Raw genomic sequence first — 12,888 nt, forward strand, 5'->3', positions numbered from 1 at the left:
CGTCATCGCGCTGCGCTGAACGGTCCACATCGATCCGGAGCCGCCTCTAGCGCTCCGGTCGAGGTTGGCAATATCCTCCACAGCACGCAAAGCACTTGGAGTTCCTTTTCACACCTGTCGGACTCCCGCCCCACCCCCGCGTGCCGCCGTGGGCCGCCCCTGACCGGCCACAGAGGAGATACCATGCACTTCGACCACCCCGAGCTGGACCGCCGTACGCTGCTGCGGGCCGGCCTCGGCGCCGCCGCGGTCGCGGTCGTCGGGAGCGAACTCGCCTTTCCGGCGGCGGCCCAGGCCGAGCCGGGCGCGGACCTCGACTGGATCATCAGCTGCGACGAGTGGGGCGCCCGCCCGCCGGCGGACCCGCTGTCGATCAGCGCGATCGCCACCAACAAGATCATCGTGCACCACATGGCGTTCCCGAACAGCACCGACTACTCCGAGGAACACGCCAAGCAGCTCGCCCGCGACTGCCAGAACCTGCACCTGGACGTCAACCACTGGTCGGACACCGGGCAGCACTTCACGGTCAGCCGCGGCGGCCACGTCCTCGAGGGGCGGCACGGCAGCCTGGAACGACTGCAGGCCGGCGACCGGCAGATGATCTCCGCGCACTGCCCCGGCGAGAACGGCCGGGCCATCGGCATCGAGAACGAGGGCACCTACGTCACCGAGACCCCGCCGGACCAGCTGCTCGACTCGCTGGTCACGCTCTGCACCACCGTCTGCGAGCAGTACGGCCTGCACGCCCACGACATTTTCGGCCACTGGGACTTCCGGGCCACCGACTGCCCCGGCGCGATGTTCTACCGGGAGTTCCCCGCCCTGCGCCGACGGGTCTTCGCCAAGCTCGGCACCGACCTGGCCGACGTGCCGGCCCGCCGCTGGCCGGACATCTGGCGCTTCGTCGGCGGCCCGGTCGTCCGCGTCGCGCAGTACCTGCTCACCTTCCGCGGCTACACCGTCCCGGTCACCGGCGTCTTCGACGCCGCCACCGTGGCGGCCGTGCAGGACTGGCAGGCCCGCAACAACATCCCGGTCGACATCGACGCCACGCTCACCGCGCCGACCTGGGAGACCCTCGCGCCGGAGCTCGACAAGGACGCCACCGGCATCCCGGTCAGCGCCGTGCAGTTCATGCTGCACTCCAAGGGCTATGCCGACGTCGCCGTCACCGGCGAGTACGACTACGTGACCAAGAAGGCCCTCAAGGACCTGCAGGAGCTGCACGGCCTCGACCCGAACGGCAAGGTCAGCACCACCACCTGGTGTGCTCTGGTGGGGGGTGTGGTGCGTCAGTCGTTCCACAAGGACTGACGACGCACCGGCGGGGAAGCGGTGGAGGTGGCAACGGCGCCACCTCCACCGCTGCCGTCCGTTCGCCGGTGCGCCGCGCGCACCCGCGAGCCTCGTTGTCCACCCCGTGGAGGTCTGCGAGCATGACCCGGGTCAGGACACGACCAGGACCTGGTCTCCGACCGAGGAGGACGCTGTGACGTCTCGGCTCAACCCGTACCTCAGTTTCCGCAACAACGCCCGCCAGGCGATGGAGTTCTACCACGAGGTGTTCGGCGGCAATCTCACGCTGAGCACGTTCGGTGAGTTCGGCAGCCCGGAGCCCGAGCTCGCCGACAAGATCATGCACGGCATGCTCGAGACCGACCGTGGCTACACGCTGATGGCCTCCGACACCCCGCCCGGCATGGAACACCACCCCGGCGACAACATCACCGTCAGCCTGAGCGGCGACGATGTCGACGAGCTGCGGGGCTACTGGCATAAGCTCTCCGAGGGCGGCACCGTCTCGGTCCCGCTGGAGAAGCAGATGTGGGGCGACGAGTTCGGGCAGTGCGTCGACCGGTTCGGCATCGGCTGGCTGGTCAACATCAGCCAGCCCTCGTCCTGATCCACTAACGACCAGCGGGAATGTCGCCCCGAACGACGCTATCCACAGTGTCCTTCCCGGCGTTACCGTACGCAGGCTTCCCGCCCAGGCGGACCCCGGCCGGAGAGGACCAGAGGCATGGACGGCAGAAGGCGCTCGCAGCGCTGGCAACTGACCCGGCTGGTCACCGCCGCCCTCGTGGTGGCCGGCGTGGGGCTCCTCGCCCCGCCCGCGTACGCGGAGGCCGGGCCCAAGGTCGCCGTGCTGACCCGGAACCTCTACCTGGGCGGGGACCTCACGCCGTCGATCGGCGCGCCGACCCTGCCGGCGTTCCTGGCCGCCAACGCGGCCCTGCTCAGCCACGTGGACCTGGTCGACTTTCCCGCCCGGGCCGCGCTGATCGCCGAGGAGATCCGCGAACGCAAGCCCGACCTGGTCGGCCTGCAGGAGGTGGCGCTCTGGCGTACCGGGCGGCTCGGCGACCCGGCCCCGGCCACCGAGGTCCGGTACGACTACCTGGCGCTGCTGAGGGCCGAACTGACCGCGTCCGGTCACCCGTACGACGTCGCCGTGGTGCAGGACGAGGCGGATCTGGAAGCCCCGGCGGGCGCGCCGCACAACGTGGACGTCCGCCTCACCATGCGCGACGTCGTCCTGGTCCGGCACGGCGGTCGGGTGAAGGTGACCGACACGTCGTCGGGGAACTTCGTCCAGAATCTGGTGTTCCCGCTCGCGGCCACCGGTGGCACCGCCACCAGCACCCGCGGTTGGACGGCGGTGGACGCGGTGCTGGGCACGCGGGCGTTCCGGTTCGTCAACACCCACCTGGAGGCGTTCCACCCCGGCGTCCGGGTGCTGCAGGCACAGGAGCTGCTGCGCGGCCCGCTGAACGTGCCGGGCCGGGTGATCCTCGTCGGGGACCTCAACACCGGCCCTGAGCTGCCCGATCCGAACAACCGGCTCGCCTATTTCACCCTGGTGGCCGGCGGAATGGTCGACACCTGGCCGATCCTGCACCCCGGCGACCCCGGATACACCGCGGGGCTGGGCGACGACCTGACCGAGCCGGCCGACGACGTCGAGCACCGCATCGACATGGTCATGATCCGGGGCGTGGTCGTACCGGTGGCGAGTGAGGTCTTCGGCACGGAGCGGCAGACCCCGGACGGCCGCTGGGCCTCGGATCATCTGGGCCATCTGGCGGTGCTCGCTCTGCCGTAGGCCTTCGATCCGGACCCCGGCGCCTCCGGCGGCCGGCCGGCGGGCGCCCGATCCGCGCGGAGCCGGAGCCGCGCGCATACGATCCGCAGGTGACCGGCGCGGAAGACCCCAGGGACGACGAGCGCTCGGTCCGGTCCGCGGTGCGGCGATGAGCGGCGGCGCGGTGCCGATCGGACCGGCGCTGGTCGCCGCCCTGCTCGGGCTCACCCTCGCCGGCGCCGCGGTGCTCCGGCTGAGCGGCCTGGGCCGGGCCCGGGCGATCCTCGGCGCGGCCGTCCGGGCCACCGTCCAGCTCGGCGCCGTCTCGCTGGTCATCGTCGCCGTGCTGCGCCACTGGTGGAGCACCGGCGCGTTCATCCTGGTCATGTACGTCGTCGCCAGCGTCACCGCGCGCCGCCGGATCGGGCCGGCCTGCCCGGCCCGGGTCACGCCGCTGGCGATCGCGGCCGGGGTGGCGCCGAGTCTCGGCGTACTGCTGGCCAGCCGGGCGCTGCCCGCGACGCCGCTGGTGGTGCTGCCGACGGCGGGCATCCTGATCGGCGGCGCGATGACCGCGACGAGCCTGGCCGGCCGGCGCACCCTGGACGAGCTGCGCACCCGGCACGGCGAGTACGAGGCCGGGCTGGCTTTGGGGCTGCTCCCCCGCGACTCCGCACTGGAGATCTGCCGGCCGGCCGCCGGGCAGGCCCTCATCCCGGCGTTGGACCAGACCCGCACGGTCGGGCTGGTCACCCTGCCGGGGGCGTTCGTCGGGGTGCTGCTCGGCGGCGCCGGACCGATCCAGGCCGGGGCGACCCAGCTGCTGATCCTGCTGACCCTGCTGGCGGTGGAGGCGGTGGCGATCGCGCTCGCCGTCGAACTGCTCGTCCGCGCCCGGGCCCGCGCCGAGCCCTGAATCCGGGCGGCGGCCCCGACGAGCCGGGCCGTGGCGGGTGTACCGGCGCGGCAAAGGGGTACCGGCGCGGGGTGACCGGGCAATGGCCGCGTGCGCGATGACCAGGGTCCGTAACCTGCGGGTACGGCCCGATCTGCTGTACGTGGCGAGCGGCTGGAGCACGCTGGTCACCGACGTGCGCGGCCGGATCACCGGCACCGACCCGCAGGGCTTCTTCGCCCGCAACACCCGGGTGCTCAGCGTCGAGCGGATCACCGTCGACGGCCGCGAGCCGGTCCCGTTCAGCACCGCGAACGTGCAGGGACACGCTCAGCTCTCGTACGCCGAGCTGGGCGCCGGTGAGACGCTGCCGTCGCGGGCCGCGTACCTGCTGACGGAACGGTTCGTCGGCGACGGGCTGCGCACCCGGCTCACCGTGGTCAGCTACGCCCAGCAGCCGCTGCAGATCGCGGTCCAGCTCCACCTCGGCGCTGACTTCGCGGACACCAGCGAGGCGGAGCAGGGCCGCCGGGTGCAGGTCGGCGACGTCGGCACCAGCTGGGACGCCGCCTCCGGGGAGCTGCGGCTGCGCTACCTGCGCGACGACATCGACCGCGCGGTGGCCGTCCGGGTACGCGCCGACGACGCCCCCGTCCGGTACGCCGGCGGCGCCATCGCCGTCGAGGTGGTGGTGCCGCCGCGCGGCAGCGCCCGGATCGACGTGGTCGTGGAGCCGGTCTTCGACGGCGACCGGCTGGTCGCGCCGCCGGCGACGTTCGCCGAGCCGGACGACGCCGCCGGGTCGGCGCGTGCCCGGCTGGCCGGTGAGCTGACCCGGTTGAGCAGCAGCAACTTCGACGTCACGGCCGCCTGGCGGTGCGCGGTGGACGACCTGTCGGTGCTCCCGCTCGGGGAGCCGGCCGGCCCGACGGCGCCGATCGCGGGGCTGCCGATCTACCAGGAGATCTTCGGGCGGGACACCATGACCGCCTCCTGGCAGGCGCTGCTGGCCGGGCCGACCATGCTGGCCGACAGCCTCCGGCTCAACGCCCGGCACCTCGGACGGCGGATCGACGACTGGCGGGACGAGGAGCCCGGCAAGCCGCTGCACGAGGCCCGCCGGGGACCGGTCTCCGTGCTCGGGCTCGACCCGTTCACCGGCTACTACGGCGACTGGTCGACCGCACCGGACTTCCTGGTCTTCCTCGGGCAGTACCTCGCCTGGACCGGTGACCTGCGCACCGTGCGGGAGTTGCTGCCGACGGCGCGGCGCGCCCTGGGCTGGATCGAGCGGTACGGCGACATCGACGGGGACGGCTTCCTCGAGTACCACTGCCGGTCCCGGGCGGGGCTGAAGAACCAGGGCTGGAAGGACTCGGACACCGCCATCGTCGACGAGCACGGGCGGGTGGTGCCCAACCCGATCGCCACCAGCGAGCTGCAGGCCTACTGGTACGCCGCGCTGCGGCACGCCGCGGTGGTGTTCACCGCGACCGGCCACCCCGCCCGGGGAGCCGCCCTGCTGGCCCGGGCCCACGCCCTGCGTCGCCGCTTCCACCGCGCGTACTGGCTGCCCGAGCGGGGCTGCTACGCGATGGCGCTGGGGCCGGACAAGCGGCCGGTGCGCTCGGTCAACTCCAACGACGGGCACCTGCTCACCACCGGCATCGTGCCGGCGCGGGTCGCCCCGCTGGTCGCCGACCGGCTGCTCGCGCCGGACATGTTCAGCGGCTGGGGCGTACGGACGCTGTCGGCCGCGCATCCGGCGTACAACCCGTTCAGCTACCACCGGGGCAGCGTCTGGCCCGTGGAGGCGGGCACGATCGGCATCGGGCTGGCCCGGTACGGCTGCTGGCCGCACCTGCACCGGCTGGCCGAGGGGATGTTCGCCGCGGCGGCGCTGTTCGAGGAGCACCGGCTGCCCGAGGTGCTCAGCGGCCTGCCCCGCGACGCCGCCCACCCGCACCCCGGCGTGTACCCGAACTCGTGCTCCCCGCAGGCCTGGTCGGCCAGTTCGACCATCGCGCTGGTACAGGCGCTGCTGGCGCTGCGCCCGGCCGCACCGCTGCGAACGATCTTCGTGGATCCGCACCTGCCCGAGTGGCTGCCCGACCTCAGGTTGGAGGGCGTGCAGGTCGGCGGGGCCACCGTCGACCTGACGGTGCGGCGCCGCCGCGGCGGGCGGACGTCGATCACCGCGCGCGGGGACCGGCTGGCCGTGGTCCGCCGGCCGACGCTGCAGGCATTCGCCACCCGCCACCGGCGCTGACCGGCCCGGGCGGGACGTCGGCCTCACCCACAGGTGTAGTGCCGCCGGGACGGGGAATCCGGCCCCGCCTGGGGGGAGACAGGGAGTGCTGGCATGGAGAGTCGCGCGAAGGCCATGGGCCACGGGATCCACCCGATTCTGATCGTGTTCCCGCTGGGGCTGCTCGCCACCTCGGTGATCTTCGACATCCTGTACCTGATCACCGATCGGCCCGGTTTTCAGATCTCCGCCGCGTACACGATCGGCGCCGGCATCATCGGCGGCCTGGTCGCCGCGGTGTTCGGCCTGATCGACTGGCGGGCCATCCCCACCGGCACGCGGGCCAAGCGGGTCGGCGCGGCGCACGGTCTGGGCAACGTGGTGGTCCTGGTGCTGTTCGCGGTGAGCTGGCTGCTGCGGCTCTCCGCCGACAACTGGGACCCGAATGCCCTGGCGCTGATCTGCAGCTTCGCGGGGATCCTGCTCGCCGGGGTGACCGGCTGGCTCGGCGGTGAACTGGTCGAGCGGCTGGGGGTCAGCGTGAGCGAGGAGGCGGGCGTCAACGCGTCGAGTTCGCTGTCGCGCCGGTCCACCGGCCGGCCCCGCGCCCGCGGGGTCTGACCCCGTCCCGCGAGTGACCGTCCCCCTCGGCGGCGGTCGCCCGACGTCGTCGTGGTGGGCGGCGGCACCGCCGGCTGCCTGCTCGCAGCCCGGCTCACCGCCGACGCCGGTCGCACCTCTCGACGATCGTGGTGGCCGAGCGCATCCGGCCCGGCTTTCTATCGCGGGATCCGGGCGCGCAGGGCCCGGATGAACCAGTCGAGCGCCGGCGCCAGGCTCTCCGGGGCCGTCCAGCCGTTGATCACCGAGAGCAACTGGAGGTACCGCTCCCGGCGCGGGTCGTTCGCGGTCTCCAGCAGGGTCGTCAGCCGGCGCCGCAGGTCGACGTCGTCGGGACGACCGGAGAGCTGCGCGTACCGCGCCGTGACCGCCGCGACGACCGGATCGGCCTCGGGCGAGGCCGGATCGAGGCCGGCGGCCAGGGCGGGGCCGACCAGGTCGCGGACCAGCGCGGCGGCGTCGCGGCGCACGACTGGGTCGTCAACCCGGGCGCGCTCGGCCGCGTGCTGCTCGGCCATGCGTCGTATGCTCGCGCGGAAATCCGGGTCCTGGGACAGTTCGGCCAGCTCCACCCACGCCTCGACCTGCTCGGCCCCGGGTTCGTCGGGCAGTTCGGGGGTCATCGAGCGCCTGATCCCCACGAATCCCGCGTCGGCGTCCAGGCCGCCGAAGACGGTGTCGAGGAACTCGCCGACGAGACGCCGGCGCTCCTCCTCGGAGAGCTTGGCCAGCTGGTGCATGAGATCCATCTCCTCGGGGGTCGACCCGCGCCTGGCCACCGCCGTCAGCACCGCGCGCCGCAGCCGCAGCGTGCGGATCTGCACCGCCAGCGCCTCGGCGTGCGCCGCGGCGACCTCGGCGAGCGTGACCTCCCGGTCCACGACCTTTTTGATGGTGGTCAGGTCCAGTCCCAGGTCGCGCAGGGTCCGCACGAGCTCCAGGCGGGCCAGGGCGTCGAGGTCGTAGCGGCGGTACCCGGCCGGGCTGCGGCCGGTCGGCGGCACGATCCCGCGGTCGGAGTAGAAGCGGATGGCCTTGACCGTCAGCCCGGTCCGCCGGGCCAGCTCACCGATCGAGTAGAGCGTGTCGCCGTTCATGCCCCCACCCTCACGCCTCCCCCCACTGGAGAGTCAACCCGGGCGTCGACTGTTCACGAAAGTGGGAGCCACCGGTCGAGGTAGTCGACCAGCGCGGCCCAGCCCTGGCCGCCGGACCGGAAACCGATGTGGCCGTCCGGTCGGACCAGGTAGAGCGCGGCGGCGTCGGCCCCGAGGCCGAGCCGGTGCATGGTGTGTCCATCCGGGTCGTGCAGGGTGCCGGGCTCGTCGCCGACGCCGAGGCGGTGGACCGTGAGGCTGCGGCCCCGGCAGAGCTGCTCGACCCGTTCGGCGCCCCAGGTCCGACCCGGCCCGCACAGCAGCAGGTGCCAGCCCGGCGCGGCGGTGACCTGGTGCAGTGTCGTGGATCGCTCGTCGCGCATCACGGGCCCGTCGGGCAGCCGGTCGCCGGCTCGGGGCCCGCGCCGTGGCGGGCGCGGCCCCTCCACCGACAGGGGGCTGCGCCGGTACCGGACGTCGAGTTCGGCGACGGTGCGAAACGCGAACGCCCGGCCGCCCCGGGCCCGTGCGGCCAACGGGATGACGACGGGGGCGATGCGGGTACGGGCGAAGCGGACGAGCGGGTTGGTGGAGGTGGCGATGGTGAAGGCCCGGTCGGTGAAGCGCAGCACCATCCGCCCGATCGGGGCGCGTTCGGGTCCGTAGGTGTCCAGCAGCCCGGCTGCGGCACCGCCGTGGAGGACGTGGGCGAGCTTCCAGCCGAGGTTGATCGCGTCCTGGATGCCGGTGTTCATGCCCTGTGCTCCGGCAGGGCTGTGGATGTGGGCGGCGTCGCCGGCCAGCAGGATCCGCCCGGCCCGATAGCGCCGGGCGGCGCGGTGGTGCAGCCGGAAGTTGGTCATCCAGACCGGGTCGTGCAGCCGAACGGTTCCGCCGGTGTACCCGTCGGTGAGCGCCTGCACCTGATCGAGGGTCACCGTCGCGTCCGGCGGGGTCGGATCGGCCGGTGGCCGCATCACCAGCAGCCGCCAGCTGGCCGGCAGGCCGAGCGGGAAGAAGAACAGCATCCCGGCCTCGGAGAGGAACACGTGCGCCGCCCCGGTGGCGAGGCGGTCGGCCTCGATGTCGGCCAGCACGAACGTCTGCGGGTAGGAGCTGCCCTCGAAGGCGATCCCGGCGTCGCGGCGAACGGCGCTGTGCGCGCCGTCGCAGCCGACCACGTACCGGGCGGCGACCGTCTCCTCGCGGCCGTCGCGGTGGCGCAGCCGGCAGGTCACCTGCTCGGCCGCGCTGCGCAGGTCGACCAGTTCCACGCCGCGCTCGACGGTCACGCCCGAGGTCCGCACGTGGTCGGCGAGGATGCGTTCGGTCTCGGCCTGGGACAGGAACAGCAGGTGCGGGTAGGCGGTGTCGGACAGGCCCAGATCGAACATCGGCAGGGTCAGCACCCGATTCCGGACGTGCACGAGCAGCCGCACCGCCGGGTTGCCGTCGGCGATGAGCTGGCGGGTGACACCGAACCGCGCCAGCACCTCCAGGGTGCGCGGCTGGATCGCCAGGGCACGCGACTCGTGGACCCGGTCGAGGCTGCGGTCGATCAGGCGCGGCCGGACGCCGTGGGCGGCCAGTTGCGCCGCCAGTGCCAGGCCGGTGGGTCCGGCGCCGACGATCAGCACATCCACCGAGTCGGTCATGGCGTCAACCTACGGCCCAGGGCCGGAGGGCCGCCAGGTGCCACTGTTCTCCGCGGCCGCGCCGGCAGACGGTTCGGTCGGCAAACGCCGCCCGGTCAGTACGCGCCGCCTCGCCCCAGCTGCGCGGTCAGCCGGTCGCGCAGCTCGGCGAGGCCCGGGCTGACCGTGGCGGCGAGCGGGGTCGGGTCGGCCAGCCGGCGCGCCGCGTCGGGCAGCCAGGCGAGGTCCGCGTCGAACCGGCGGCGGGCGGCCCCTACCTCGGCGGCCGGGTCGGCGGTGTCGAGCCGGCGACCGCCGCGCATCACCGGCACGAGCAGCGGCTCGCGGCCCGCCGGTGGCGGTTCGTCCCGCAGCCCGACCACGTCGCCGCTGGCCCCGGCGGGGTCCCGGAAGACCTGCTTGGGGCCGGGCAGGGTGGCTTTGCCGGGCGACAGCTTGAGCACCGGCCGGTCGCCGAAGGCGACGAGCTTGTAGGCGCTGTCGAGGGACGGCGCGTCGAAGGAGACGCCCATCCGGGTCCCGACGCCGTAGGCGTCGATCGGCGCGCCCTGCGCGACGAGGGCCGCGATGACGTCCTCGTCGAGGCTGCCGCTGGCCACGATCGTCGCCCGGGTCAGCCCGGCGTCGTCCAGGATCGCCCGGGTCTGTCGGGCCAGCGCGGCGAGATCACCGGAGTCGAGCCGGACGCCGAGCGGGCCGGTCAGCCCCAGCTCGGTGACGACGTCGACGGCGGCCCGTACGCCGGCCGGCGTGTCGTAGGTGTCGACGAGGAACACCGGGTTGGTGGGGAAGTCGGCGGCGAACGCGCGGAACGCCGCCCGCTCGTCGGGGAACGCCTCGACGTACGAGTGGGCCATCGTCCCGGACGGGCGCAGGCCGTACCGCCAGGCGGCCTCGACGTCGCTGGTGGCGGCGAAGCCGGCGATCGCCGACGCCCGCGCCACCCCCGCCCCCGCCTCGATCCCGTGGGTACGGCGAAAGGCGAAGTCCACCAGCTCCGCGTCCCCGGCGGCCAGCCGGCAGCGGGCGGCCTTGCTGGCCACCGTGGTGTGGAAGGTGAGCAGGTTCAGCACGCCGGTCTCCACCAGCTGCGCCTCGGCGATCGGCGCGGTCACCTCCACCAGCGGCTCGTCGGCGAACACCACCCGCCCCTCCGGCACCGCCCGGACGTCCCCGGTGAACCGCAGCCCGGCGAGCGCCGCCAGGGTCGGCTGGTCGAGGCCGACCACGTCGCGCAGGTAGCCCAGCTCGTCGTCGTCGAACCCGAAGCCTTCCAGGAACGCCAGCGCCTCGGCCAGCCCGGCGGCCACCAGGAAGCCGCGCCGGGGCGGCAGGCGGCGGACGAACAGGCTGAACGTGGCGGGTGCGATCATGTCGCGGCGCAGGTAGCTGGCCGCCATCCGCAGCTCGTACAGGTCGGTACGCAACCCGGTCATGCGACCACCACCCGCGCCGGAGCGCATCCGCTGCCGGGCTCGTACGGGTTCACGCTCCCACTGTGTGCGATCCGCCGCCGGCGCGGGCGGAAATGGCACATCATCGTCGAGCGTTCCGGTCCGCCACCGGTCACCGTTTCGGCAGCTCAACGGAGCACGGCGAGCCGGCCATGCGAACATGTGTTCGTGTCGAGCGACGCCAGCATCCTGCATGCCGACCTGGACGCGTTCTACGCGTCGGTCGAGCAGCGGGACGACCCGCGGCTGCGCGGCCGGCCGGTGATCGTCGGCGGTCGCGTGGTGCTGGCGTGCAGCTACGAGGCGAAGGCGCGCGGGGTGCGCAGCGCGATGGGTGGGCGCCAGGCGCGCCGGCTCTGCCCGGAGGCGGTCGTCGTGCCGCCGAGGATGGCCGCGTACACGACGGCGAGCCGGGCGGTGTTCGAGATCTTCCGGGGGACCACTCCCCTGGTCGAGGGGCTCTCCATCGACGAGGCGTTCCTCGACGTCGGCGGCCTGCGCCGCCTCGCCGGCCCGCCGGCCGACATCGCCGCGCGGCTGCGCCGCGAGGTCCGGGAACGGGTCGGCCTACCGATCACCGTCGGGGTGGCCCGGACGAAGTTCCTGGCGAAGGTGGCCAGCGGGGTGGCCAAGCCGGACGGCCTGCTGGTCGTCGCGCCGGACCGGGAGTTGGAGTTCCTGCACCCGCTGCCGGTCGAGCGGTTGTGGGGTGTCGGTCCGGTCACCGCCGCGAAGCTGCGCGAGCGCCGCATCCGTACCGTCGGGCAGGTGGCCCGGCTGGGCGAGGCGACCCTGGTGTCGCTGCTCGGCGCGGGCGCCGGCCGGCACCTGCACGCCCTGGCGCACAACCGCGACCCCCGCCCGGTGCAGGTCGGCCGCCGCCATTCCTCGATGGGCGCGCAGCACGCGCTCGGCCGGGAGCCGCACTCCCCCGACGACCTCGACGCCACGCTGGGCGGGCTCGTCGACCGGGTGACCCGGCGGATGCGCTCGGCGGGGCGGACCGGCCGCACGGTGGTGCTGCGGCTGCGCTTCGCCGACTACACCCGGGCGACCCGCTCGCACACCCTGGTCAAGGCGACCGCGCAGACCGGGCCGCTGCTGGCGGCGGCGCGGGCGCTGCTGCGGACGGCGCTGCCGGAGATCGAGGCCCGGGGTGTCACGCTGATCGGGGTGTCCATCGGCAACCTCGACGACGGGCACGAGCAGCCGCCGCTGCCGTTCGACCGCGACCCGGGCGCCGACCTCGACGCCGCGGTCGACGCGGTCCGCGACCGGTTCGGCTCAGCGGCGTTGACCCGGGCGGTGCTGCTCGGCCTTGACCCGGGCCCGGAGATGCCTCGCCTGCCGGACTGACACCCCGAGCCGGCAGAGGTATGGTCCACGGGTGTCGATGTTCCGCACGCCGCAGGTCATCCTGTTCAGCGAGGACGTCACCCGGGCGGCCGCCTTCTACGCGAGGCTCGGGTTCACCGAGAGCTTCCGGGTGCCCACCGAGGGCGAGCCGATCCACGTCGACCTCGCCCTCGACGGCTACCAGATCGGCATCGCGTCGGTCGACTCCACCCGGAACGACCATGGTCTCAGCCCCGTCCCGTCGGGCCAGCGGGCGGCGGTGATCCTCTGGACCGACGACACCGCCGCCGCTTACGCACGGGTCACCGCCGACGGAGCGCCCGCCCTGAAGGCCCCGCACACCTGGCTCGGGCGGCTGCTGATCGCCTGGACCGCCGACCCGGACGGCAACCCGATTCAGATCGTCCAGCACCTGCCGGCCTGACATCCGCGGACGCCCGCCGCTGGCTGCCGCACCCACGCTGCTCGGCCGGCTCG

11 protein-coding genes are annotated in these 12,888 nt (G+C 73.8%); 8 read left to right on the top strand and 3 right to left on the bottom strand.

What is annotated here, in order from left to right; translation table 11 throughout:
- The first annotated feature begins 183 nt into the window (after positions 1 to 183).
- The 6 genes from OG799_RS11095 to OG799_RS11120 all read left to right on the top strand — a co-directional run bounded on the left by OG799_RS11095 (position 184) and on the right by OG799_RS11120 (position 6,849).
- The gene (locus OG799_RS11095) at positions 184 to 1,317 is read left to right on the top strand and encodes an N-acetylmuramoyl-L-alanine amidase (protein WP_406044946.1); all 1,134 of its coding nucleotides are present in this window, start codon (positions 184 to 186) and stop codon (positions 1,315 to 1,317) included.
- Positions 1,318 to 1,492: 175 nt separating this feature from the next.
- Entirely contained in the window at positions 1,493 to 1,906 is a 414-nt protein-coding gene (locus tag OG799_RS11100) for a VOC family protein (protein WP_406044947.1), read from the top strand.
- Between the two features lie 117 nt (positions 1,907 to 2,023).
- Positions 2,024 to 3,106 (top strand): endonuclease/exonuclease/phosphatase family protein, encoded by a 1,083-nt coding sequence (locus tag OG799_RS11105; RefSeq protein WP_406044948.1) that lies wholly within the window; start codon positions 2,024 to 2,026, stop codon positions 3,104 to 3,106.
- 148 nt (positions 3,107 to 3,254) lie between these two features.
- On the top strand, positions 3,255 to 4,001 hold the full coding sequence (locus OG799_RS11110; protein ID WP_406044949.1) for an ABC transporter permease: 747 nt from the start codon (positions 3,255 to 3,257) through the stop codon (positions 3,999 to 4,001).
- A gap of 97 nt (positions 4,002 to 4,098) precedes the next feature.
- Positions 4,099 to 6,249: a glycogen debranching N-terminal domain-containing protein gene (locus OG799_RS11115; protein ID WP_406044950.1), complete on the top strand. Its 2,151-nt coding sequence runs from the start codon at positions 4,099 to 4,101 to the stop codon at positions 6,247 to 6,249.
- A gap of 93 nt (positions 6,250 to 6,342) precedes the next feature.
- Positions 6,343 to 6,849 (top strand): DUF2231 domain-containing protein, encoded by a 507-nt coding sequence (locus OG799_RS11120; RefSeq protein ID WP_406044951.1) that lies wholly within the window; start codon positions 6,343 to 6,345, stop codon positions 6,847 to 6,849.
- A 158-nt stretch (positions 6,850 to 7,007) separates the two neighbouring features.
- Here OG799_RS11120 and OG799_RS11125 read toward each other — a convergent pair whose 3' ends face one another.
- From OG799_RS11125 to OG799_RS11135, 3 genes are all read right to left on the bottom strand, one after another.
- The gene (locus tag OG799_RS11125; RefSeq protein ID WP_406044952.1) at positions 7,008 to 7,946 is read right to left on the bottom strand and encodes a MerR family transcriptional regulator; all 939 of its coding nucleotides are present in this window, start codon (positions 7,944 to 7,946) and stop codon (positions 7,008 to 7,010) included.
- A gap of 53 nt (positions 7,947 to 7,999) precedes the next feature.
- Positions 8,000 to 9,601, bottom strand: coding sequence for an FAD-dependent monooxygenase (locus tag OG799_RS11130; protein ID WP_406044953.1), 1,602 nt, complete (start codon positions 9,599 to 9,601; stop codon positions 8,000 to 8,002).
- 95 nt (positions 9,602 to 9,696) lie between these two features.
- Positions 9,697 to 11,037, bottom strand: a complete 1,341-nt coding sequence (locus tag OG799_RS11135; RefSeq protein WP_406044954.1) for a nicotinate phosphoribosyltransferase — start codon at positions 11,035 to 11,037, stop codon at positions 9,697 to 9,699.
- Positions 11,038 to 11,223: 186 nt separating this feature from the next.
- Here OG799_RS11135 and dinB point away from each other — a divergent pair, with 186 nt between their 5' ends.
- Positions 11,224 to 12,411, top strand: coding sequence for a DNA polymerase IV (gene dinB, locus OG799_RS11140; RefSeq protein ID WP_406044955.1), 1,188 nt, complete (start codon positions 11,224 to 11,226; stop codon positions 12,409 to 12,411).
- Positions 12,412 to 12,448: 37 nt separating this feature from the next.
- Entirely contained in the window at positions 12,449 to 12,835 is a 387-nt protein-coding gene (locus OG799_RS11145; RefSeq protein ID WP_406046263.1) for a VOC family protein, read from the top strand.
- Positions 12,836 to 12,888 lie beyond the last annotated feature (53 nt).

The sequence above is a fragment of the Micromonospora sp. NBC_00898 genome (genome assembly GCF_045207895.1).
GTDB lineage: Bacteria > Actinomycetota > Actinomycetes > Mycobacteriales > Micromonosporaceae > Micromonospora.

Bases quoted from the DNA above. Each gene is read 5' to 3' on its own strand.
- OG799_RS11105 (WP_406044948.1), top strand. From the start codon at position 2,024: ATGGACGGCAGAAGGCGCTCGCAGCGCTGGCAACTGACCCGGCTGGTC.
- OG799_RS11095 (WP_406044946.1), top strand. From the start codon at position 184: ATGCACTTCGACCACCCCGAGCTGGACCGCCGTACGCTGCTGCGGGCC.
- OG799_RS11120 (WP_406044951.1), top strand. From the start codon at position 6,343: ATGGAGAGTCGCGCGAAGGCCATGGGCCACGGGATCCACCCGATTCTG.
- OG799_RS11130 (WP_406044953.1), bottom strand. From the start codon at position 9,601: ATGACCGACTCGGTGGATGTGCTGATCGTCGGCGCCGGACCCACCGGC.
- OG799_RS11135 (WP_406044954.1), bottom strand. From the start codon at position 11,037: ATGACCGGGTTGCGTACCGACCTGTACGAGCTGCGGATGGCGGCCAGC.
- OG799_RS11115 (WP_406044950.1), top strand. From the start codon at position 4,099: ATGACCAGGGTCCGTAACCTGCGGGTACGGCCCGATCTGCTGTACGTG.
- OG799_RS11125 (WP_406044952.1), bottom strand. From the start codon at position 7,946: ATGAACGGCGACACGCTCTACTCGATCGGTGAGCTGGCCCGGCGGACC.
- OG799_RS11110 (WP_406044949.1), top strand. From the start codon at position 3,255: ATGAGCGGCGGCGCGGTGCCGATCGGACCGGCGCTGGTCGCCGCCCTG.
- OG799_RS11145 (WP_406046263.1), top strand. From the start codon at position 12,449: ATGTTCCGCACGCCGCAGGTCATCCTGTTCAGCGAGGACGTCACCCGG.